Source organism: Microcystis aeruginosa FD4, from assembly GCF_009792235.1.
GTDB lineage: Bacteria > Cyanobacteriota > Cyanobacteriia > Cyanobacteriales > Microcystaceae > Microcystis > Microcystis viridis.
Genome location: NZ_CP046973.1, coordinates 897,552 through 921,156 on the forward strand (window position 1 = coordinate 897,552; position 23,605 = coordinate 921,156).

Sequence of the window (23,605 nt, forward strand, 5' to 3'; positions counted from 1 at the left end):
AACTATTCCTCTAAACCCTCATTACAACACCTTAATATCGTCCCCCACCCCCTACCATCCCACACTCCACAATTTCCAACAACTCACCCTCCAAATTCCCTTGACACTTTCGAAGAACTTGACTCGGTCTCCTCAGACACCCCCGAAGCTCTTCCCCCGCGACCTAGCATGACCCGCGGACCCCCACCCCCCCGTCAATCAATTAGCTACCCCCGATAACGCTTTTTTACTTATCACTCACTACCAGCGTCTGCTCAACTACATTGAACCCGATGTTATTCATGTTATGTACGATGGACGCATTGTCACCAGTGGCAGTAAAGAATTAGCCCTCGAATTAGAAAGAACTGGCTACGATTTCCTCGACGAACAATTATTAGCCGTTAAATAATCTAGCTATCAGTTATCAGTTATCAGTTATCAGTTATCAGTTACCAGTTACCAGTAGTCAGGAGATTATTTTTACTTATTCTTCCTACACCCCACACCCTACACCCCACACCCTACACCCCACACCCTACACCCTACACCCCGCACCCCACACCCTACACCCCACATCCCCTCCTACCAATGACAGCCATAATCACGAAACCTGAACAATCAGGAGAATTATTGTTAAAATTGTCCCGAGAAACGGTTCCCACTATCGATAACGGTAAAATTCTCGAATTAAGAGAATCGGGAGCCAGTAAAGCTCAAGAATTAGCCATTCCTGGCAAAAAAGACGAAGAATGGCAATTCACCGATTTAAGTCAACTCTGGGCGATCGATTTTCGCGCCCCCCAAACCGTTACAATCGATAAAAATGCCCTAGCTGTTTTTTTACTGCCCGAAGCCAAAAACAGCCGTTTAGTCTTCGTTAACGGCATTTATCAGCCTGAATTGTCCGATATCTCCGCTTTACCCCCCGGTGTCAGCGTCAGCAATCTTGCCAATGCACAAAAAGATGTTCTTGTCAACTATCTAGGGAAAGAAAAAACACCCGAATTTTTTACCGCACTCAACCAAGCTGGTTTAAGCGATGGGGCAGTAATTCACGTCACCGCTAACACCGTCGTCACAACTCCGATACATCTCTTATTTATCACCGTTGTGGAGGAAATTCCCCGCTTTTATCAGCCCCATAGCCTAATCGTGGCCGAAACGGGAGCTAGTGTCAATATTATCGAGAATTACGGAGCCTTAGCCGAATATTGCTCCGATTTACCTGTAAATTACGCTTATTTTACCAACGCTGTCACGGAAATTTACCTCGAAGCCAACGCCGAGGTCATCCATACCAGAGTACAACGGGAATCGGGAGATGGTTTTCACATCGGACGCACGATAATTGAACAAGGGCGCGATAGCCGTTACACTCTCAACGAGATAAATCTGGGTGCTAAACTCTGCCGTCATAACCTCGATATCCTGCAAAAAGGAGAACAAACCGAGACAAATCTGCACGGATTAGCCATGATTACCGGACAACAAACCGCCGATACCCACAGCGCCATCTATCTCAACCATCCCCACGGCATCGCCAAGCAACTGCATAAATGTATCGTTGATGGTAGCGCTCACGCCATCTTTAATGGTAGAGTGTTTGTTCCCAAACCTGCCCAATTAACCAACGCCTCCCAGTTAAATCGGAATTTGTTAATTTCTAACAAGGCACGAGTCAACACCAAACCCGAATTACAAATTACCGCCGATAACGTCAAATGTTCCCACGGGGCAACCGTTAGCCAACTGGAAGCCGATGATTTATTCTATCTGCAAAGCCGGGGCTTAAGCGCCGACACCGCCCGCAGTTTGTTAATTGATGCTTTCTCGGCCGAGATTTTAGCTAAAATTCCTCTAGAATCCCTCCGCCAAAGATTGGGGCAATGTGTCGCCTGTCGCACTGTGGAATAACTCTACCGGGGTGGGTGCAAACCCGCCCAAAGTACCCCTCTGACTCCTGACTAAAATGACAATTATCCAAGAAAAAACCCTCGCCCAAAAAGTCCGCGCCGATTTCCCTATCCTCCATCAAACCGTACACGATAAACCCCTTATCTATCTCGATAGTGCTGCCACTTCCCAAAAACCAATTCAAGTATTAGAAACCCTGCGAAACTATTACGAAAAAGATAACGCCAATGTGCATCGGGGGGCGCATACTTTAAGTGTTCGGGCAACGGAAGCCTACGAAGGAGCCAGAGATAAGGTGGCTAGGTTTATTAATGCCGCTTCTCGTCAGGAAATTGTCTATACTCGCAACGCCACGGAAGCGATTAATTTAGTCGCCTACAGTTGGGCATTAAATACCCTGAAAGCAGGGGATGAAATTATTCTCTCGGTTATGGAACACCACAGTAATTTAATCCCCTGGCAAATTGTCTGCCAAAAGACGGGGGCGGTGATTAAATATGTGCAATTAACCGGCGAAGAAAGCTTTGATTTAGAACAATATAAATACTTATTATCTGAGAAAACTAAATTAGTTGCTGTCCTCCATGTTTCCAATACCTTAGGCTGTATTAATCCCGTTGCCGAAATAGTCAGCCTTGCCCATCAAGTCAGGGCGAAAGTGTTAATTGATGCCTGTCAAAGTGTACCCCATTTAGCCATTGATGTGCAGGCCATAGATTGTGATTGGTTGGTGGCTAGTGGTCATAAAATGTGCGCCCCCACCGGTATTGGATTTTTGTACGGTAAAGAGGCTATTTTAGAGGTAATGCCGCCCTTTTTTGGTGGTGGCGAAATGATTGCGGAAGTCTATTTAGACCATTTTACCTGTGCCGAACTGCCCCACAAATTTGAAGCGGGAACCCCCGCTATTGGCGAAGCGATTGCCCTCGGTGCTGCGGTAGAATATTTAATGGGTTTAGGGATGGATAATATTCATGCCTACGAAGAAGAATTAACCGCCCATTTGTTCAAAAAACTAGGAGAAATTGAGGGTTTAAGAATTTACGGGCCGCCACCTAGTTTAACAGGCCAAGGTCGGGCTAGTTTAGCCTCCTTTAATGTGGAAGGGATTCATGCTAGTGATTTAGCCACTTTATTAGACCACGAAGGAATTGCTATTCGTTCCGGTCATCACTGTACCCAACCTCTACACCGCCTTTTTGATGCTTCCGGCAGCGCGCGGGCAAGTCTATATTTTTATAATACCCGCGAAGAAATCGAGCGCTTTATTGTCGCTTTACAGGAAACTATTGATTTCTTTGCCAATTGTTTTTCTTAGGGGTATCTCTAGCCCTTTTCCTGTTCTTAAAGAGTGAAGGAAGTTACTTATTATTATCAAGGAATTTGTACCGAAACGGGCGAGTTATTGCGCTTGCCCCGCACTCTTTTGGCTGAAAAAATTGCCCAAGATTTGATGACAACTATCAGCAATCCTCAAGGCAAAATGTATGGAATTTTGTTAGGAGAAAATGCTGCTGGCGAAATAGAGATTTTAAAAGCTTTTTCTGGACAGGGAGAAGCTACTGGCTGGGTTCCGTCCCTAGTGGGGAGAGAAAAAATTATGCTGGAAGAAAAGCGCGTTTTGCAACTTTTAGAAACAATTAAACAGGAAATTATCACCCTACAATCAATCCCAGAACATAACTTATATCGACTCAATCAAGCAAGTTTTGATCGCAAAATACAAGCTTTACAGCAACAACATCAAAGCAATAAACAGGAACGAGATAGATTAAGAAATTTAGGAAATTTAAAACCAGAGGAATTAGAAAATTTAAATAATATCAGTCGTCAGGAAAAAAGAGCAAGAAAGCAATTAAAACAGGAACAAAAACAAGTTTTAACCCCATTAATTGAGAAAATAAACTTAGCTAATCAGAGAATTATTGAACTTAAGCAACAGCGTAGGAACCTCTCCAAACAGTTACAGGAATTGCTGTATCAATCCTACTGTTTAAATAACTTTTCTGGACAATCTCTCTCCTTAGCTAAATTGATGGGCAGTAATTTGTTACCGACGGGAACAGGGGAATGTTGCGCCCCAAAATTATTAAATTATGCCGCCATGAAAGGATTAAAACCTATCGCTATGGCCGAATTTTGGTGGGGAGAATCGAATCGAGATAGAAAACAGGGAGAATTTTATGGCGCTTGTCAAGAAAGATGTCAACCTCTCATGGGTTTTTTACTCTCTGGTTTACGTTCATCCCTAGAAATTATCTACGAAGACGAGGGAATAATTGCTATTAATAAACCCGCAGGATTATTATCGGTAGCAGGACGTTATCAAGATAGTCAAGATGCTGTGGTTAATCGGTTTCGTCGTCAAGGAAAAAATGTCATTCCCGTTCATCGTTTAGATCGAGAAACTTCTGGCATATTATTACTAGCTAAAAATTTAGATATTTATCGTTGTTTATCCCAACAATTTCAACGGCGACAAGTGGAGAAAATCTACGAAGCTATATTATCAGAAATTGTTGAGCGAGAATCGGGTATAATTGACCTACCCCTCTGGGGAAATCCGCAAAATCGACCCTATCAAACTGTGGATTGGCAAAGGGGAAAAGCTAGTCAAACCTATTTTAAAGTTGTCGGCAAAGAAGGCAATTATTCTCGCCTCGAATTTATTCCCTACACGGGAAGAACCCATCAAATTCGTGTTCATAGTCAACAGGGATTAGGGATAGGAATTTTAGGCGATCGCTTGTACGATGGTAAGCAGTCCCACCGTTTACACCTACACGCTAAACAATTATCTTTTCGTCATCCTCAGACCGAAACTAAACTTGATCTAATCATTCCCACCCCTTTTTGAGAGCTATAATTGCTAACGGCAACAAATTAGCCATAATAAACCGATTTACTGACGCTCTTCTTGATCATTAGGATAAGTCTTGCTAGGCAAGGCATTGAAGACCCTGTTTCTGGAAAATCATCCCTATTCTTCTTCCTTGCACACAGAACCTAGAAGAGCCAAACAACCTTGATCCTATTCCTTTTGTCTCGTGCCAAGGTTCTACATTGGCACGAGAAAAGGGAGGATATCCCTCCCTTCCCTGATGGGTTACACAAGAGGTAGAACCTCTGGAAGTGCGTTGTCAGGGTATCCCTTGCAACGAGATGGAAACGAGAAGAACCCTTTACTGATTAATTTTTCACAAAAGTAAATTTACCATTCTTACCATCGGCATCCATTTTAATTTGTGCCACGGAGAATTTATCCTGAATGATTTCCCCTTCGGGAGTAAAAGCAATATCTCCCAGGACAGTGACATACTTACCCGCTAAAATCTCCTGATTTAATTGTTGGCGAATTTGTTCGAGGGAAAGTGTACTGAGTTTATTTTTATCATCTACCCGTTTTAAGGCCTCGACAAAAACTTGAATTCCCGTAAAAGCTTGAGCGGTAAATTGGGGGGGTGCTTTTTTATTTTCTGCTGTATAAGCGGCGACAAAATCCCGATTAATAGGATTATCTAATTCCGGGTTATAAGCTTGAGCAATGATAATGCCATCACATTGAGCTTGACAAACCGGGAAAATATTAGAAGTATTTAAACCATTGCCCCCAATAATTAACCCCTGATAGCCTAATTGTCGCAACTGTTTGACCAAATTTCCTCCGTCAGCAACCAAACCAGAAATAACCACTAAATCTGGTTTAATATTAATAGCGGCGGTGGCTTGGTTTTGAAAATCTGTATCGGTGGTTTGGAATTTCTGCACGGTGATAATATCAAGATTTAAACTCTTTAGGGTTTCTTGAAAAGTTTCCGTTTCCGATTTACTAAAAGCATCATTTTGGGCAAAAAAGACAGCCACTTTTTTAATCTTGGGATCGATTTTTAAAGCGGTTTTAACCGCATTGGGAGCGACCACAGCCACAGGAGCAGACACCCTACCCACATATTCACCGATCTGGGGGATACCTTTAGCCGTGTTAGACGGACCGAGAATGGGAACTTTGGCTCGATCGGCGATCGGACTAGCGGCAAAAGCTTGCTGGGACAGAGACGGACTGAGAATACCCACCACCTTATCTTGAGTGATTAGGGTATTAATGGCGTTGATCGCGCCCGGTTCGTCCCCGGCCACATCCTGGATAATAACTTTAATCGGTGTTCCATTGACTCCGCCCTTTTTATTAAAATATGTTTCAGCCATCTTGACACCGATCACCTGTTCCTGTCCCAATAGGGCGAGATTGCTGGTTTGAGCTAAAGCTGCACCGATGGGAATAGCAGCAGTGGCGGCGTTTTCTGCGGGACTGGGGTTAGTTTGACCGGTGGGAGTGCCAGAATTACAGGCCACCACTAGACCGAAAGTGACTAGGGATAGTATTAAGGGGATTAATAAACGTTTTCCGAGCATCTTAACTCTCCTAGGGCTGATATTGTTGATGACACTATTATTTCGCTAATCGGGTTGATTTCAGCGAAATTCTCGACGCGATCGAACCAGATTTTGCTCCCTTAGCGCCCTTTGTTTCTCATAATCTTGTCGATTAACCTCCCCGTCTCACACTAAATCCTGTTTAAAAGGGATAGGAGAGTGGGGTGTGGGTTGTGGGGAGAAGGGAGAAACAATTGATAACTTGAGAGTTAATCACACTATTGAAAACGGATTTGATCTCACCTCCCTTTTCAGAAAAACGATTTGCCTTTTCTGGTTCTGTCGCCTAACCTAGTAGTTAGGGAATTTATTATCGCCTTTCCCGTCCACAAACCCCAGCAAGCGAAAACATCCATTTAAGATTATGACTAACCCCGTTATTCACGCCTTTTTCCTCGGACGAGCGATCGCTGAAGTGATCGGTGAACAGCTAGAAGATGCGTTCACCAACGCTTTAAGCGAATTAGGCAAATTTGATGCCGAACAACGGGAAAACCTGCGGCAATTCGTCGAAGAAGTGCAAATGAGGGCCGATCGAGCCATGGAAAAGGGAGTATATACTGGTACAGACTCCAGTGGTTCCTCCAGTGCCGATGTGCAGGAAAACATCGACGAAATGCGCGCCGAAATCGCCCAATTGCGCTCGGAACTAAAAAACTACCGGAATTAACCCAAAACCCTCTTTTAGTCGCTTTAAAGCCCCAAAAATTGCGTGTCAGCCCTTCTACCCGTCCCCGTTACCCTAGAGTTAAACCCAGCAATGCCGGCCCTTCAAGTCGCCAAAAATAGCTATCGTTGGAATCAAGAAAACTATTCCATCAATCGTCGTCGTCTAGATATTTGGCGATTCGTTCTGACTGTACTTTATCAATTCTGGCTCAACGGTAAAAAATGGAGCTATAACGGCAGCTATAGCGAGGAAAAACTCGCCAGCAGACGCAGAAAACAAGCCGCTTGGATTCGGGAAACCATGCTAGAATTGGGACCGACTTTTATTAAAGTCGGTCAACTGTTCTCCACCCGGGCCGATCTTTTTCCCCTCGAATATGTGGAAGAACTCTCGAAACTACAGGATCAGGTTCCCGCATTTACCTACGAACAGGCCAGCAAAATTATCGAGGTATCCCTCGGTAAACCCCTCAATCAACTCTTTAAAAGCTTTGATCCTATTCCCCTGGCAGCCGCTAGTTTAGGGCAAGTTCACCGGGCCCAACTGAAGACTGGGGAAGATGTGGTGGTCAAAGTCCAACGGCCCGGATTGAAAAAATTATTTAGTATCGATCTGACCATCCTCAAAAAAATCGCCCAATACTTCCAAAATCATCCCAAATGGGGTAAAGGTCGCGATTGGACGGGTATTTATGAAGAATGCTGTAAAATCCTCTGGGAAGAAACCGATTATCTCAACGAAGGTCGTAACGCTGACACTTTTCGCCGTAATTTTCGCGGGGAAGATTGGGTAAAAGTACCAAAAGTCTATTGGCGCTACACCTCTCCCCGGGTTTTAACCCTAGAATACCTCCCCGGCATCAAAATCAGTCATTATGAAGCCCTAGAAGCGGCTGGACTCGATCGCAAATTGTTGGCTAAACTAGGGGCAAAAGCCTATCTAATTCAACTACTCAATAACGGCTTTTTTCACGCAGATCCTCACCCCGGCAATATTGCTGTTGATAGTGATGGCTCGTTAATTTTCTACGATTTCGGCATGATGGGACAAATTAAAACCAACGTGCGCGAAAAATTAATGCAGACTCTCTTGGGAATTGCCCAAAAAGATGCCGATCGCGTGGTCACTTCTCTGGTGGATTTAGGAGCATTAACTGCTAATGGTGATATGGGAGCAGTGCGGCGATCAATCCAGTATATGCTTGATAACTTCATGGATAAACCCTTTGAGGAGCAATCCGTGGCCTCTATCAGCGATGATCTCTATGAAATCGCCTACGATCAGCCTTTTCGCTTTCCCGCTACCTTTACCTTCGTTATGCGAGCATTTTCTACCCTAGAAGGGGTAGGCAAAGGACTCGATCCCGAATTTAACTTTATGGAAGTGGCCCAACCTTTTGCCCTGCAATTAGTAAATGATATGACAGGAAATAATGGCAGTAATATCCTCGATGAGTTAGGACGACAAGCAGCCCAAGTGAGCAGCACCGCCCTGAGTTTACCCCGACGCATCGATGATACGATCGAAAAATTAGAACGGGGTGATATCCGTGTCCGGGTGCGTTCCAGCGAATCCGAGCGACTTTTGCGGCGATTGGGTATGATTCAAATGGCAACCAACTATACTTTAATTATCAGTGCTTTAATTATCTCAGCGACGCTTCTATTTGTCAGTGGTTTTGGTTGGTTGACCTTATTGCCGTTAGGAATTGCGCTCTTCCCGGGGGTAGCTTTGTTGAGACTTTGGCAGAAAATTCAACGTCAGGATCGCATGATGTAATTGATCACGGGATAATAGATTATTGTGTTAGAAACAGAAATTTCGATGAACAACCTTTCTTTTGGAGGAATGACCGATCCTGGTGTAGTGCGATCGGTTAATCAGGATAGTTATTATATCGACCCCGAGCAGCGCTTTTTTATCGTTGCTGATGGTATGGGGGGTCATGCGGGTGGCCAAGAAGCTAGTCAAATCGCCACTGAAACTATCCAAGCTCATCTAGAAGAACACTGGAATTCGCCCCGGGCTGCCGGAGAATTGCTGCAGGAGGCAATTACTGCCGCTAACGAGAAGATTATTGAAGATCAACTCAAAAATCCCGAAAGACAGGACATGGGGACAACCCTAGTCATGGCTATCTTCCGAGATGATGGCTCTTGGTACACCCATATTGGTGATTCCCGTCTCTATCGCTTTCGTGAGCAAAAATTAGAACAGGTGACGGAAGATCATACTTGGATAGCTAGGGCGATAAAAATGGGCGATCTGTCCGAAGAAGAAGCGAAAAACCACCCTTGGCGACACATTTTATTTCAATGTCTCGGTCGTCGCGATTTGCCCCCAGTGACGGTATCTCCCCTCGATGTGCAATCTGGCGATAGTTTAATTCTCTGTAGTGATGGTTTGACGGAAGAAGTGTCCGACGAGGAAATTAGCGATTATTTGCAAACCAGTGCCGATTGTCAGGAAATTGTCGAGAATTTAGTGGCAGCGGCCAAAGAAGCCGGCGGTTCCGATAATATCACTGTGGTCATGGTAAGCTGTTGACTATCTAGGGTTTGCGGCAAAAAGTTTCTCGTGGGGAAGTGGGAAGTGGGGAAGTGGGGAAGTGGGGGATTGGGGAAGTGGGGAAGTGGGGAAGTGGGGAAGTGGGGAAGTGGGGAAGTGGGGAAGTGGGGAAGTGGGGGAGTGGAGAAGTGGGGAAGTGGGGGAGTGGGGAAGTGGGGAAGTGGGGTGATGGGGGATTGGGGAAGTGGGGAAGTGGGGTGATGGGGGATTGGGGAAGTGGGGAAGTGGGGAAGTGGGGAAGTGGGGAAGTGGGGAAGTGGGGGAGTGGAGAAGTGGGGAAGTGGGGGAGTGGGGTGATGGGGGATTGGGGAAGTGGGGAAGTGGGGTGATGGGGGATTGGGGAAGTGGGGGATTGGGGAAGTGGGGAAGTGGGGAAGTGGGGAAGTGGGGAAGTGGGGAAGTGGGGAAGTGGGGAAGTGGGGGAATTTCAACTAAAACCCTAAAACCCTAAAACCCTAACACCCTAACACCCTAACACCCTAACACCCTAACACCCTATCACCCTAAAACCCTAAAACCCTAACACCCTAACACCCTAACACCCTAACACCCTAACACCCTAAAACCCTAACACCCTATCTCCTGCCGATCGCCGATCGCCTCATCTCCACAAGCAATTTAAATGCGCGGGCAGCTTACTCGATCGCTCCCGCTTGTTGTAATAAAGAAACGATCGCCTGATGGTGATTAAATTTAGCTAACATTAAAGCGGTCATTCCCCCTTGATTTTTCTGATTTAAGTTCACCTTTCCCCTCTCTAACAAAACTTTAACCGTGTCGAGACAACCGTGATAACTCGCCCACATTAAAGGGGAAGCACCGCTAAAATCGAGTTTATTGACATCAGCGCCGATATCGATTAACCGGCGCACCAATTGACTATTATTGCCCTCACAAGCTTTCATGAGGACGGTTTTGCCATCGGGATAAACGGCGTTGGCATTGGCCCCGTAGTCGAGGAGATAACGGCAGATTTCCGTAAATTGGTGCTGTAGAGCTAAAGTTAACGGTGTTTCTCCCTGCTGAGTTAGGTTAGGGTCGGCTCCCTGTTTTAACAATTCTAAAACGATCGCTTCGTATCCCTGCACCGTGGCGATGAGCAAGGGTGTATCGCCAAAATGGTTACGATGATTGACAAAAGCGCCAGCTTGTAGTAAGGCCTGGACGATCTCTAAATGTCCTTCGATCGTGGCTAAATGCAGGGCCGTTTCTCCAGCCTGATTTTGATTGTCAACACTGGCCTCCTGAGCAAGTAAAAGTCGGACAATATCGAAATATCCCTCAGCAGCGGCGATCATCAGGGCAGTTTCTCCCTCCTCCGTGCTAATATTCGGATTTGCTCCCGCTTGCAGTAAAGTTTGTACGCTGCCGAGATTTCCCCTCTCTACAGCCAAAATTAGGGGAGTTTCCCCGGATAAAGTGGGAGAATCGAGAGGCATACCACGGTTAATAAACAATTCGAGGATTTCTGGACGATTAGCGTTGAGAGCCTCTAACCAAGCTTCTTGACGGATTTCTTCATCTATACCACTATCGAGCAGTAAACGGACAATTGCGGCGTAATTTTGGCTAATCGCTACAGATAAAGCCGTATCTCCATCCCGATCGCGCATATTGACCCGAGCACCGGCGGTTAATAACTGTTCTGCGATCGCTGTATGACCCTTATAAGTGGCAATCATTAGTGCAGGAGTACCATCTTGATTGACCTGATTGACATTAGCACCGGCGGCGATTAGTTGAGCGAGGATTTGACTGTGATTGAGGGCAGCCGCTAACATGAGAGGGCTTAAACCTTGGGGTTGTTTACTTTTGTTGATATCAGCCCCAAATTCTCGCAAAATTGCCACAATTTCCCGATGACCCCCCTGCACGGCATAGATTAAAGCCGTCGTATTTTGGCCATCAGTGGCGTTGACATTTGCCCCCTGACTTAGTAAAGCTTGAACCCGCGTCCGATTGCCCTGACGCGCCGCTTGTATTAACAAGATATCCCAATTAGAAGCCATTAACAGTGACCGATCGGCAGCAAGTATTTTTTCTATTATCGATCTTTCTAGGCAGGTAAACGGACAGAAAAGCGACTACCCCGTCCTAATTCTGAGGTGACGATAATAGTTCCCCCATGAGCATCGATAATGCGACGGGAGAGATAAAGTCCTAACCCACTGGTGGAACTTTCTTGGGAACCAGAGTACAGGCGATCAAAAATCCGGGGTAGTTCTTCGGCTGCAATGCCGATACCAGTATCCTCAATGACAATGGTGACAAAAGCATCTTCTTCTGTAGCGGCGATGAGATCAATTTTCACATAACCCTGTTCGGTGAATTTAATCCCATTGCCGATGAGATTGCTAAAAACGCGCCGCAGTTCTAAGCGATCGCCAGTTAGGAAAACTTCCCCGGTATTTTCGGCATTTAAGCTTAATTCTAGTCCTTTTTCTCTGGCGATGGGAGCTAACTCCTGACACAATTCTCCGAGAAGATCGACAATCTTGAATTTAGTAAAATTAAGTTTTTTTTCCCCGTTTTCATGAAAATAAACTTCCAAAAGATTACTAACCATTTCCAAGAGATTTTTATTACTGCGAATAATCACCTGAATAACTCGACTCATTTCGGGAGTAATCTCACCGTATAAACCTTCTTGAAATAGTTCTAATATGTGATTAGCCGACAGTAAGGGAGTTCGTAAATCGTGGGTCATCCTCGCAATAAAATCTTCTTTTTGTTTAGCTAAATGCTCTTTTTCTTGTTTGGCAATCACCGTCTCTTGTTCCGCTTTATAGATGCGTAGGGCGTTTCGCATTGCTTGATTTAAGCGCGAAGGAGAAAGACGAAATTTACTCAGATAATCGGAAGCACCAGCCTTCATCATATCGACGGCAATTTCTTCGTCTCCGTGACCTGTTAAGACAATTAGGGGGATTTTAACTCCCTGTTGCCGAATTTCCCGCACCAAAGTCAACCCATCTTGATCAGGTAGAAGATAATCGATAAATACACAGTCGAAAAGATTATTAGACATCTTTTCTTTAGCCTCTTCATAGTTAGCGGCTTCTGTTATTTGTGTCTCCATCCCCGATGTTCTTAACAATCGGCGCACTGTGCGCCGATCCGCTTCCTCATCATCAACAATTAGAATTTTTAACTGGTCTAACATCGCCAATTTAAGTCCGAATTGCATTACTATCTAATTTACCCTGATAGAGTAACTTGAATCGGGTTCAGTAGTCAAGACATTCGAGGTCGATTCTGTTCGAGGTCGATTCTGACAGCTTTTTTCGTCAAAGATGAAGTGTAACCTAATTTGCTATTGACGGCCGAATCCTGACAACCGGCTCCGCAAAAGGAAAACATGGGTAAAACCCTACACCCCACACCCTGCCCCCAGGAAAGACTTTTTCAGCCAACCCTACTTAAACAAAATGGCAATGCTTGAGCAGAGCGCTTTCTAGTAGGGAATGATATTCTTTTTCGCCGATAGTATAGGCCCCAAATCTAGCCAGATGGGGATTTTGCATTTGGGCATCAAATAGACAGAAATCCCGTTCTCTGAGGTGTTCAACTAACTTGACCATAGCTACCTTAGAACCATCGGGAATTTGATAAAACATCGATTCCCCGATAAAAACCCCGCCAATGGCCAAACCTAAAATCCCTCCCGCTAATTGATCCCCTTGCCAAGTCTCGAAACTGTAGGCCCAACCGGCTTGGTGTAATTGCTGATAGATTTGCATTAACTCCGGGGAAATCCAAGTCAGCGAGCGATCAGCACAACCGGCACAAACCCCAGCAAAATTGCGGTTAATAGCCACGGTAAAGCGATTTTGATTCAAAACTCGTTTTAGGGACTTGGGATACCTAAAACGCCGATCGAGAGGGATAAGAGCGCGATTTCTACTAGAATACCAATCCAATCGCCCCCCCTCATCGGCCATGAGAAAGTAACCGCGTGCGTATCCTTGTATAATAGAGGCGATATCCACGACTCCCCCCAAGAATTCAGTCTCGTAGCCTGATCATTCTCTAATTATGCCTGACAATCCCGCACCAATTCCGCCTATTACTTTACCACCGATCGAAAATCCCCAACAGGAACAAACTTGGCTGCGCACAGCTTTGCATCGTTGGTTAGATGCAGAATTTATTCCCGAAGCTATTAATGAAACTATCGCTGAACGCGCTAGTCAAATTTTTCTGCGTCAGCGTTTGGAAGGAGAAAACGATCTCGGTAACTTGGTGATTGCGATCGTTACCGAGATGCAAGCTTTTGATTTTCGCGAAAGTTTTTATAGTGAATTTGCCATCGCTAACGCCGTCAGTGATTTAATTTTAGATAGTTTAGGAATCGATCGCTGTTGTGGGCAAAGTTAGACAGTTTTTCCCTGCTACTGGAGTTTAATTTCTATGAGCGGCCCTGCTAATTTTTCTGTACGAATTGGGTACTGCTCATTTAAAAAGTTAACAAAATCTTCTTCGGGATGTGCCACGACGATATTACTGTAGTTTTGGGCTAATTCCTTGAGATTGAGTTTTTGCCGCCAGGATTCCACATCGCCATCCCGAAATAATTGAAACTTAACTTGATCGTTAACTAAATAGGATAATGCCAAAAAGAAACTAGGGGTATTATCGCTGATAACTATCGGCTTAGTCATGGAGTTTAAAACAGGGGCGATTTCTAGATTAGCTCCACTGGCTGTACCTCTTTGATCGTCTAAAGCCGCATCAGGAGTTAAACCCAGAAATACACCCGATACTATACCTAGTAGCAGGAAAATTAGCAAGATTTGTTGTCCTAAATAGTGAAGCCAATTTTTTGGCGATTTTGAGCCGATATAACTAGCGATTAGGTGGGAAATAGAAATCTGCATTCCTAAAAATACTGGTAGATAATATCTGGCTTGTAGGGAGCGAATCGATGGTTTTAATAAATCAGGTACAATTTGAAACAGTGTCGGAACAACAATCAAAGTTATGAGGAATAACCAAACTTTCGGGGATGTGTATCGGATGAGATGATAAAGAGAATAGACCACTAACAATAATATTAATAGATGAAAAGCAGACTCTAATCTTCCTCGGCGGTGAAAGAAATCCACAAATACATGACCAGTATGACGAAATAAGGTTTGAGATATTTGGATGATATTAGTCTTAAACTGTCGATAGTATTGGGTGTTACGATCAATTTTGTCTAGCTTGCTAAAAATCACGAATAGCCAAGGGCTAAATAAAACTAAGCTGCCAACAGCTGCCAATACATAGCTAACAACTGTTCTTGTAATTTTCAATCTCTCTAGAAGAATCACATACAAAGCTTGGGCGATGGCTAGGGAATAGGAGAATAAATGAGCATAAAAAGTTAGGGAGAGACTCAAGCTATACCAGAGCCAACTTTTAAGGGTATTTTTACGGATTGCTCGTAAAAGAGCAATTCCTGATAAAAGAATTGTCAGCGTCCAGAAACTATATTGGGTAGCGTTTTGCGCCGAAAGTATCTGAAAGGGAGAAACAGCGAATAAAGCGATCGCTATCCAGCCCGTTAGGGAGGAATCGAACAATTCTAGGCATAACCAATAAAGGCAGGGAATGGCCAGGACGCTTAAGAAAATCGAGAAAGTTCTAGCTGAATTTGTCCAAGGAAATGCCCGCATCCAAAAGCGGTTCAACAAATTATAGAGTGGGGGATGCTCAGGATTACCAATTAAGGCCTGCATTGTATCATTCAGAGATGTTTCAAGATGCGGATATTGGAAACGCTGCAACTCTTCGACTCCAATAATATCTCCTATAAAAGCCTGCTCCCGCACCTCTTGGGTCGTGTATCCTGAAGAACGCATAATTCTTCGCACTTCATCGGCACTATAAACTTTTTGCTCTATATGAAAAAACCGCAATCCCATACCGATCACTAAAATAGTGATAATCAAAAACTTTCCGAAATTAGCGGCCGATTGATCGGGTAAATATTTTTTCTGGTTCATCATAGGTTTATTTGTCCGTAGGTCATCAATCAACAAGAATTAATTGATATTTGTTGTTTTAAAAGTTTAATTGATTTCCAACCCAGCCATCTCAGTGATCGTATAAGCGGGTCTGCCTTTAACTTCTTCGTCAATTCGCCCGATGTATTCCCCTAATATGCCAATACTGATTAATTGTACCGCACCCAAGAAAAACACAGCGATCAAAATGGTAGCTAAACCAGTGACGGGAGAGCCTAGTTGCTGTAAGCGCCAGTAGAGAACCAGTAAAGCCATAAACAGGGCAATTAAAGCGGAAAATAAGCCTAAATAACTGGAAATACGCAGAGGAATCCTAGAAAAAGACACCAAGCTATTAATCGCTAAAGCTAGGGATTTTTTAAAAGTGTACTTGACTTCCCCAGCAAACCGGGGATGCCGCTCAAATTTAACAGCAGTTTGTTGGAAACCAATCCAAGCGCGCAAACCGCGAATATAACGATTCCGTTCTGGCATAGAATTTAATACGTCCACTACCTGACGATCCATCAGACAAAAATCCCCCGTGTCCGCAGGGATATCTAGGTCGGCTAATTGTCGCAGCAATCTATAGAAAACGTAGGCAGTTAGGCGTTTAAACCAACTTTCTTTTTTCCGTTTTGTTCTCTGGGCGTAAACCACATGATAACCTGCTTGCCAAGACTCAATCATTTTGGGAATCAATTCTGGTGGATCTTGCAAGTCGGCATCGAGGACAACAATAACTTGACCCCTAGCGAAATTGAGTCCTGCCGTTACTGCTGCCTGATGGCCAAAGTTACGAGCAAAGCTAATGTAACATACCCTAGCATCTCTTTCCTGTAGTTCCAGGATTAATTTTAAGGAACGGTCGCGACTGCCATCATTAATCAGAATCAGTTCCACAGAATCATCTAAACTATCCATGACGTCACTGACACGGCGATAGAGTTCTGGAATGGTTTCTTCCTCGTTATAAATCGGGATAATTAGCGAATATTTCGGCATTTTCGACAGTTGGAACGGACAAAAGCTGGGTTTTTATGGCGGCTGCTACGCTCTAAATATTCTGCCAAAGTATCCCTTTTGTCAACTTAATACATTACTGCTAGACAGTTCACGGGGGATTGCCTTAAGACGGACTTACGCCCAGCTTTTGGTCTTACATCCCCTCCGAAAGTTTTTATAGTGAATTTGCGATCGCTAACATCGTCAGGGATTTAATTTTAGATAGTTTAGGGATCGATCGCTGTTGTGGCCAAAGTTGGACAGTTTTTCTCTGCTATTGGATTAAATAGCCAAGGAATGATCGACCATTGCTTGCCGACGTAAACAATTCCAGTAGGCTGCGTAGAGATCTGTCTGTTGACCGCGCAAGGAAGCGATCGCAGGCGCAGCAGGAAAAGGCCAGAGACGATCAAAAACCACTTCCCGATGAGACAGACGAAACTGTAGCAAATAAACAGAAGCAGGAGCCTGTAAATTATCCAGTAATTGCGCTGCCAGCCGATGTAAAGACTTAAGACTCTCTCTTTCTAGACTAATGGGTTGACTGTAGGCGTTGGGGATCATACCCTCCCCGATTACCTCACCGTATTCTAAACCCTTAGATGTCACCGTGATCGGCAACCAAAGATCCCCAAAAGAAAAATCTCCCTGACTGGTTTTATAGTGCAGGGTATGGGAAACCCAAGCGCGTCTTTCCTCGATATCCCGACAAGCTTGATAAACTTTTTTACCCGGAAAATTCACCCAATTGGGCAATTGAATTGTTAGGGGACACCAGATTAAATTATTTTGGCTAGTTTTACCCGACTCCATTTTTGACCACAAAGAAGCCGTCCCCGTCACCTCCACGGCCAAGGATTTAGGAACCGCATTTTTTAAGGCAATCACCATCTTTTCGGTAACGGGCGATAGCCGAGACATCTGACCACTGGCTTGAGCTTCGGCATTAACGAGAATGATAACTTTGTCCATTTCTTCTTGTGGGTTGGGTGAACTTGAACGAGCAGCGGTGAGGTTGGTTAAGAGTGAGAACTGACTGGGGTTCAATGCTTCTGTAGTCGCCATGGCAAAAGCTATTTCTCTGGATTTTAGCCGATTATACAAGAGCGCAACTATTTTTTACGGATTTTTTCAACAACAACCATCTTCGAGGCGGGATTTTTCTCTCCCCCTCATAGAATACCCTAATTGACACTCCCGTCGCACTAAGGGACTTGCGCTTTGATAATGTACCTTTTGGGCGAACGCAGTTCGCCCCTACATTGTGGACAAAATCCGTTACTGTAGGGGCGCAAAGCTTGCGCCCTCCGCGCCGGGGGGGTTTGCTGATCACCCTAAGTAGGGGGAGAGCCTTCGAGAACCCCCTTCCAATAAGGGACTTGCGCTTTGATCCTGTGCCATCTGGCTGGTCTGATTCTTCTACAGAGCGATTTTCAAAGCTGGGATATTATTCGCACGCAAGTCCCTAAGCGCTTCGGGATTCTTGGTTCCGCCGAGTTTCCTTAGAGCTTGACAGAACCTATCCAACAGTCGCCCGCGGGAATCTCTCTAGACCAGTTGTTCCACTTGGGGAGCCCCCAAGACAAGACCGCACCGGCTTCCAAGCGTATGAGTTCCGCTATCCTAAGTGCGTACTTAGTCCCTTTTTGAGGATGTTGATAGCGGCGTTAACATCTCTATCTTCTTTCTACATAGCCACAATCGGGACAAACAGGGGTTCTTGTAGATAGAGATTTAGCTACTTTCTGACCACAATGAGCATCGATTTTGACTGGTATTATCGGGGGCTACTGCTACCGTAACCTTACCCGAATAACACGGGAGCATGAAAGCCAAGTCGTTTTACCTCTCACGCATAACTTTTCTGGAACGTTAAGCTAAGACGCATTTTAACCGCCTATCCTTAGATTAGCTGAATCTCCCCCAATCCCTTTACCGTTGCACTCATGCAAGAGGTAGTTAGATATGTGTAAGTATCTAAGCACAATTAATTACACATCTAAGCCACTACTCCGTCAGACTGCTGCTGTGATCCGTAAACAGTGAACTGAAAACTCAAATCCGATCCCTAATAGCTGTCTTGTGAGTCTCGGAGTCTCCGAGTCTCCGAGTCGGGAGGGGAAGTCAGAATAACAGAATGACCTCGCAGGTCTGGAAGCGGAACCCTTCGAAATCGAAGAGCGAAAGTGCAAGGGTTTTGAGTCCCTCGGATCGATTTCTCAACCTTTGTTTCTGGCACTTTTTTGGCTAAAAAAGTGCCGAAACCGTTTTCTAGTAAGGCTTCCAGTAATTTTCAGCCAGCCCTAATTAATTGTGTCTAGCTACTTATTTTGGCAGCATTCCGCTCAAAATCAACACCCTAGGTTGGGGGTGGGGACTATGGGGAGAGTCAGGGTTGGGGGTTGGGGAAGTGGAGAGAAAAAAGCTGGTAAAATAACTCTAGGCAACCTGAAAAAGAAGGGTCACTAACCCCGCCCTAAAGGACGGAGCTTGCCTAGACCAATTTAGGCGACGCAAGTAGAGACTACCGCATCGAGACACAATCTGGCACAGACCTCCGAATGCTTCCCTAGTTCGGATTCCCTCTAAGCTTTATTGGTAAAGCGTTGTTAGACAAGACATCTTGATTGTGTTGCGGAAAGGGACTTTAACTTTACTCTTAAGGATTATCTCCATGGAAAGAGTTCCTGTTATCTCAAAAGACGGAAAGCCATTGATGCCCACTAAACCCAGTCGGGCCAGACGGTGGATTAAAGAAGGAAAAGCCATCGGTAAATTCAACGACTTAGATATTTTCTATGTCCAGCTAACCACTGAACCTTCCGACAACAAAACCCAACCGATTGCCATTGGTATTGACCCAGGTAAATTATTCTCTGGAATTGGCGTTCAATCCTCTCTTTTTACTCTTTGGAAGGCTCACTTAGAACTTCCTTTTAAGCGAGTAAAAGAGTGCCTGGACAATAGACGGTTAATGCGAAGAGGACGTAGAGGAAGACGGATTAACCGCCAACTTCCTTTTAATCTAAGAGCGCATCGAAAAAAACGATTTTCAAATAGAAAACAAGGAAATGAGCTTCCCTCAATCAGAGCCAATCGTCAACTTGAACTTCGAGTCGTTTCTGAACTCACCAAAATCTATCCAATTACCGATATTTACTTTGAGTACATCAAAGCCGATATTGCTCTAACTTCCGGTAGAAAAGGGGCTAAGTCTGGAAAAGGTTTCTCGTCGGTTATGGTCGGACAGAAATGGGCTATTGAGCAACTATCTCAATTGGCAACAGTCCATACTCGCTTCGGTTGGCAAACCTCTAATCTTAGAAAATATTGGCGACTAGAAAAGTCCAAAAATAAAGCAGAACAATCACCAGAAAGTCATGCTAACGATGGAATTGCTCTTGCCTGTTTTCAATTTTTAGATTATTGTCCATTCCACAATTCTAATGGTCATGGATATGATTGGAAGGGTTCTGTTAAAGTAACAAACGCTCCCTTTGCTGTCATCAAACGTCCTCCTATTAGTCGTCGTCAACTTCACCTGATGGTTTTTTCCAAAGGTGGTAAACGACGTAAATATGGTGGCTCTACCACAAGACATGGGTTCCGTAAAGGAGATTTAGTTTCTTCTCCCAAAGGAATTGGTTATGTTAGTGGAGATACCGAAAAACAGCTATCTGTAAGCGATACCAATGGTCAACGATTGGGACAGATGGCTGTTAGCAAGATTCAGTTAATTCGTCGTTCTAACGGTTTAATTGTTTCTCACTAAATTATATAAAGCCGCCCTCTGCTATCGCTAAAGGGCGGGGTTTCAGACCCAGTTTTTCGATGAAAGCGCAAACAACAAGTAAAGATAGCCTGATCCTACGGCAAGAAGTAATGGGATCTCGTCGCCCTAGTAACTATTTTTGGGCTGTAATCGTCTCCATTGGCGGTCTAGGGTTTCTCCTCGCTGGTCTTTCCAGTTATTTGAAGGTCAATCTACTTCTCGTTAGCGATACCAGTGCCTTACAATTTATTCCCCAAGGAGTCGCCCTACTCTTTTATGGCACTGCGGGAACCCTTTTAGCCACCTATCTCTGGTTATCTCTCCTCTGGAATGTCGGAGGTGGTTACAACGAGTTTAATAAGGAAACCGGCAAAGTTAAAATCTTTCGTTGGGGCTACCCTGGCAAAAATCGCCGCCTTGATCTCGATTGGCCCCTCGAAGATGTGCAAGCTGTGCGGGCCGAAGTGCGAGAAGGACTCAACCCGAAACGGGAACTATTCCTGCGGATTAAACAGCGTCGTGATATCCCTTTAACTCGCGTCGGCGATCCTATGTCCCTCTCGGAATTGGAAAATCAAGGGGCGGAACTCGCTCGTTTTCTGGAAATTCCTCTAGAGGGATTGTAAGCCTTTTTTCGCTCTTTTTGGCTATAATAATGATGAAGATAAGAAAATCTGGCTGGCTGTCTGTAGTTTGTGTTTTTTTAATCGCAGCGACGACACTTTTCGGCTGTTCTTCCCCAGAAGCTAATTCCACCCCCGATAATTCTAGTATCGTCCAAACCTCTCAACCTGCCAGTTCGGGCAGTGTCAACATGGATAATTACAAACCCCGCTTAGATGGAACTGCCGTCGTCGAGATGATCATCAAAGGTAAACCGGTAACGATCGAAATTGATGGTAATGCGGCCCCAATTACTGCCGGTAACTTTGTGGATCTGGTCGGGAGAGGTTTTTATAATGGTTTAACTTTCCATCGCGTGGTTAAGGAACCGCAGCCTTTTGTCGCCCAAGGTGGTGATCCCCAGGGTCGCGGGACTGGTGGTTTTGTCGATCCAGAAACCAAGCAAACCCGTTATGTTCCCCTGGAAATTCTCCTCAAAGACAAAAAAGAGCCGATTTATGAGCAACCAATCGGTCAACAGGCCACGGCGCGCACTCCCATCGTCGCTTTACCCCATAAACGCGGTGCGATTGCGATGGCCCGTTCTCAACAACCTAATTCCGCTTCTTCTCAGTTTTATTTTGCCCTGTCGGATATCAATTTCCTCGATGGTGATTATGCCGTTTTTGGTTATGTAACTAAGGGAATGGAAGTGATTGATACGATCAAACAAGGGGATAAAATTGACTCGGCCAAGGTTGTTTCCGGCGCAGAAAATCTGAAAAAATAGCGATCGGTTAGGGGGGGCTGCGCGAGGATAAGTTATACCATTGTTCAAAAGTAATGGCAGGGATGGTTAATTGCCCTCACCCCCAACCCCTTTTTAGCCATGCTGTCTAATAGACAAGCTTCTCTCCACTCTTGCCTGTTGCATGAGTTGTTCCTTGCCATAATCTAGATGTTTCGGCTCTTCGGTAATTGTTATGCAAATAATTAACTTAAAATAAAATTCGATAAGAGTACCTACGCTCAAAAATAGCTCAAACCCAAACAGGGAAAGATTTTAGGCACAAACAGGTTAATACCAAAAGATAGACAATTGAGTTAAGATTTGATATAATAGCCAAAAACGAGATTATTTTACTTATGATGCTTGACAAATTTTTGAACCTAAAAGGAACGTCTATTCAAGGCTATCTACACCTAGAAAATATCGGTATAGTTTGCCGAATCGAATCGAAAAATCAAAAAGCAACCTGTCCTCATTGTGGGTTAGAGAGCGATAAACTACACCAAAATCATCGACATTTAGTCAAAGATTTACCAATCTCAGGACAACCAGTGTACCTACAAGTTAATCGTCGTCAATTTAAGTGCAATAATTGTCGAAAACCCTTTAGTGAAGAGTTAGATTTTGTCGCCAAGAAACGAACCTATACGAAAAGACTAGCCGAGAATATACTCGAACAATTAAAAGAAGGAGATATTTTAAATGTTAGCCGAAGAAATGACGTAACGGAAGAAGAGATTCAAAGAATGATAGAGGACATAGCTGAAGAAATTACAGAGACAGACCTATCGAAATTAAAAAGACTAGGAATTGACGAAATCGCTCTAGTCAAAGGACAAAAAAATTATTGTGCGGTTTTAGTAAATTTAGATACGGGAAAACTAATAGCTATTCTAGAGAAGCGAACACAAGAAGAATTGAGGGAAACGCTTACGGGATGGGGAAAAGAGGTGTTAGAGCAAATTGAAGAAGTCAGCATAGACCTTTGGTTGCCCTATAAAAATTTGGTGAAAGAATTGATGCCATCGGCCGAGGTAGTCGCCGATAGATTCCATGTCATGAAACAAATTAATCAAGAGTTAGATGAACAGAGAAGAGCAGAAAAAAGAGCCGTAGAAGCGCAGAAAAATAAAAAACAGAAAGCGGAAAAAGAAGCAAAACTAGAAGTTTTAAAGCGAAGTAAATATAGTCTGTTAAAAAATGAAGAAAATTTAACGGAACCCCAAAAACTCAAACTAGAAGCTATCAAAGAAAATTTGCCAAATTTGAAAAAGATGCACGAGTTAAAGGAAGAATTTAGAAAGATTTATGAAACCTCAGAGAATCCGACAGAGGGAATGCTATCCATCTCAGAATGGTTGGCAAAATCCTCCAGTGTTTTTACCAAGAGTTGTCAAACAATCCGAAACTGGTTTGGAGAAATTATTAGTTATTTCGAGCAAAGGACAACGAATGGGGTGGTCGAGGGAATCAATAATAAACTTAAACTAATAAAACGGAGAGGCTATGGCTTTAGAAACTTTCGGAATTTTTGGGTTAGAAGTATGTTATCTTGGCATCTTGTATGTTGATTTAGCATAAAGAGTAACGAAGAGCCGATGTTTCCCTGTCTATGGCTGGGTGGAGAGACTCTAATAAGTCTTCAATTCTTTACCTTCAATCAGTCCCAAAATTAAGGTTGACAGCTAGTTACTGATTTGCCAATGTTAACAAACATACGCTAATTTTTAGGCGAATGTTTGTGACCCTGAGAAAAGCCCTTGAGCTATTGGGATACATCCCAATACATTAAGTATCTAAGCACAATTAATTACACATCTAAGCCACTAATTCGTCAGACTTCTGCTGTGAGTAAACAGTGAACTGAAAACTCAAAT

The 23,605-nt window shown here is 44.1% G+C and carries 20 protein-coding genes and 2 pseudogenes; 14 read left to right on the top strand and 8 right to left on the bottom strand.

The annotated features are described in order from the left end of the window. Positions 1-190 precede the first annotated feature (190 nt). From GQR42_RS04655 to GQR42_RS04670, 4 genes and pseudogenes are all read left to right on the top strand, one after another. A pseudogene (locus GQR42_RS04655) lies at positions 191-391 on the top strand (Fe-S cluster assembly ATPase SufC); the annotation flags it as partial. 179 nt (positions 392-570) lie between these two features. After that, complete coding sequence (sufD, locus tag GQR42_RS04660) at positions 571-1,896, top strand: Fe-S cluster assembly protein SufD (protein ID WP_158199086.1); 1,326 nt, start codon at positions 571-573, stop codon at positions 1,894-1,896. A gap of 55 nt (positions 1,897-1,951) precedes the next feature. Then, entirely contained in the window at positions 1,952-3,214 is a 1,263-nt protein-coding gene (locus tag GQR42_RS04665; RefSeq protein ID WP_158199087.1) for a SufS family cysteine desulfurase, read from the top strand. A gap of 33 nt (positions 3,215-3,247) precedes the next feature. Continuing rightward, positions 3,248-4,753: an RluA family pseudouridine synthase gene (locus GQR42_RS04670; protein ID WP_158199088.1), complete on the top strand. Its 1,506-nt coding sequence runs from the start codon at positions 3,248-3,250 to the stop codon at positions 4,751-4,753. 332 nt (positions 4,754-5,085) lie between these two features. On the opposite strand, the gene GQR42_RS04675 is transcribed toward GQR42_RS04670, so the two are convergent. After that, complete coding sequence (locus GQR42_RS04675) at positions 5,086-6,309, bottom strand: ABC transporter substrate-binding protein (protein WP_158199089.1); 1,224 nt, start codon at positions 6,307-6,309, stop codon at positions 5,086-5,088. 385 nt (positions 6,310-6,694) lie between these two features. Here GQR42_RS04675 and GQR42_RS04680 point away from each other — a divergent pair, with 385 nt between their 5' ends. From GQR42_RS04680 to GQR42_RS27435, 5 genes are all read left to right on the top strand, one after another. Beyond that, the gene (locus GQR42_RS04680; RefSeq protein ID WP_158199090.1) at positions 6,695-7,000 is read left to right on the top strand and encodes a DUF6825 family protein; all 306 of its coding nucleotides are present in this window, start codon (positions 6,695-6,697) and stop codon (positions 6,998-7,000) included. A 90-nt stretch (positions 7,001-7,090) separates the two neighbouring features. Then, the gene (locus GQR42_RS04685) at positions 7,091-8,779 is read left to right on the top strand and encodes an ABC1 kinase family protein (protein ID WP_158202386.1); all 1,689 of its coding nucleotides are present in this window, start codon (positions 7,091-7,093) and stop codon (positions 8,777-8,779) included. A 45-nt stretch (positions 8,780-8,824) separates the two neighbouring features. Continuing rightward, positions 8,825-9,547 carry a Stp1/IreP family PP2C-type Ser/Thr phosphatase gene (locus GQR42_RS04690; RefSeq protein ID WP_158199091.1) on the top strand — a complete coding sequence of 241 codons (723 nt, stop codon included), beginning with the start codon at positions 8,825-8,827 and terminating at the stop codon, positions 9,545-9,547. 77 nt (positions 9,548-9,624) lie between these two features. After that, the gene (locus GQR42_RS29825) at positions 9,625-9,897 is read left to right on the top strand and encodes a hypothetical protein (RefSeq protein WP_199273268.1); all 273 of its coding nucleotides are present in this window, start codon (positions 9,625-9,627) and stop codon (positions 9,895-9,897) included. Then, complete coding sequence (locus GQR42_RS27435) at positions 9,849-10,019, top strand: hypothetical protein (RefSeq protein ID WP_199273379.1); 171 nt, start codon at positions 9,849-9,851, stop codon at positions 10,017-10,019. Before GQR42_RS29825 ends, GQR42_RS27435 begins: the two co-directional genes overlap by 49 nt. Before the next feature lie 184 nt (positions 10,020-10,203). On the opposite strand, the gene GQR42_RS04700 is transcribed toward GQR42_RS27435, so the two are convergent. From GQR42_RS04700 to aat, 3 genes are all read right to left on the bottom strand, one after another. Next, on the bottom strand, positions 10,204-11,577 hold the full coding sequence (locus GQR42_RS04700) for an ankyrin repeat domain-containing protein (protein ID WP_158199092.1): 1,374 nt from the start codon (positions 11,575-11,577) through the stop codon (positions 10,204-10,206). A 47-nt stretch (positions 11,578-11,624) separates the two neighbouring features. Continuing rightward, entirely contained in the window at positions 11,625-12,731 is a 1,107-nt protein-coding gene (locus tag GQR42_RS04705) for a hybrid sensor histidine kinase/response regulator (protein ID WP_158199093.1), read from the bottom strand. Between the two features lie 256 nt (positions 12,732-12,987). After that, on the bottom strand, positions 12,988-13,569 hold the full coding sequence (gene aat / locus GQR42_RS04710; protein WP_158199094.1) for a leucyl/phenylalanyl-tRNA--protein transferase: 582 nt from the start codon (positions 13,567-13,569) through the stop codon (positions 12,988-12,990). A 34-nt stretch (positions 13,570-13,603) separates the two neighbouring features. Between aat and GQR42_RS04715 the strand changes: the two genes are divergently transcribed. Next, positions 13,604-13,945, top strand: coding sequence for a hypothetical protein (locus tag GQR42_RS04715; protein ID WP_158199095.1), 342 nt, complete (start codon positions 13,604-13,606; stop codon positions 13,943-13,945). Positions 13,946-13,959: 14 nt separating this feature from the next. Here the strand turns inward: GQR42_RS04715 and GQR42_RS04720 are convergent, their stop codons facing one another. The 4 genes and pseudogenes from GQR42_RS04720 to GQR42_RS28330 form a co-directional block, all read right to left on the bottom strand. Further along, positions 13,960-15,561, bottom strand: coding sequence for a glycosyltransferase family 39 protein (locus GQR42_RS04720; protein WP_158199096.1), 1,602 nt, complete (start codon positions 15,559-15,561; stop codon positions 13,960-13,962). Between the two features lie 63 nt (positions 15,562-15,624). Further along, positions 15,625-16,563 (bottom strand): glycosyltransferase family 2 protein, encoded by a 939-nt coding sequence (locus GQR42_RS04725; RefSeq protein ID WP_158199097.1) that lies wholly within the window; start codon positions 16,561-16,563, stop codon positions 15,625-15,627. 282 nt (positions 16,564-16,845) lie between these two features. Next, a complete protein-coding gene (locus tag GQR42_RS04730; protein ID WP_158199098.1) occupies positions 16,846-17,628 on the bottom strand; it encodes a hypothetical protein in 783 nt (260 codons plus the stop codon). 483 nt (positions 17,629-18,111) lie between these two features. Then, a pseudogene (locus GQR42_RS28330) lies at positions 18,112-18,372 on the bottom strand (zinc ribbon domain-containing protein); the annotation flags it as partial. Positions 18,373-19,237: 865 nt separating this feature from the next. Between GQR42_RS28330 and GQR42_RS04740 the strand changes: the two are divergent. From GQR42_RS04740 to GQR42_RS04755, 4 genes are all read left to right on the top strand, one after another. Then, positions 19,238-20,335: an RRXRR domain-containing protein gene (locus tag GQR42_RS04740; RefSeq protein ID WP_158199099.1), complete on the top strand. Its 1,098-nt coding sequence runs from the start codon at positions 19,238-19,240 to the stop codon at positions 20,333-20,335. Positions 20,336-20,394: 59 nt separating this feature from the next. Continuing rightward, positions 20,395-20,961, top strand: coding sequence for a photosystem I assembly protein Ycf4 (locus GQR42_RS04745; protein ID WP_158199100.1), 567 nt, complete (start codon positions 20,395-20,397; stop codon positions 20,959-20,961). Between the two features lie 29 nt (positions 20,962-20,990). Continuing rightward, positions 20,991-21,728, top strand: a complete 738-nt coding sequence (locus tag GQR42_RS04750) for a peptidylprolyl isomerase (protein WP_158199101.1) — start codon at positions 20,991-20,993, stop codon at positions 21,726-21,728. 356 nt (positions 21,729-22,084) lie between these two features. Beyond that, complete coding sequence (locus tag GQR42_RS04755) at positions 22,085-23,299, top strand: ISL3 family transposase (RefSeq protein WP_158199102.1); 1,215 nt, start codon at positions 22,085-22,087, stop codon at positions 23,297-23,299. Positions 23,300-23,605 lie beyond the last annotated feature (306 nt).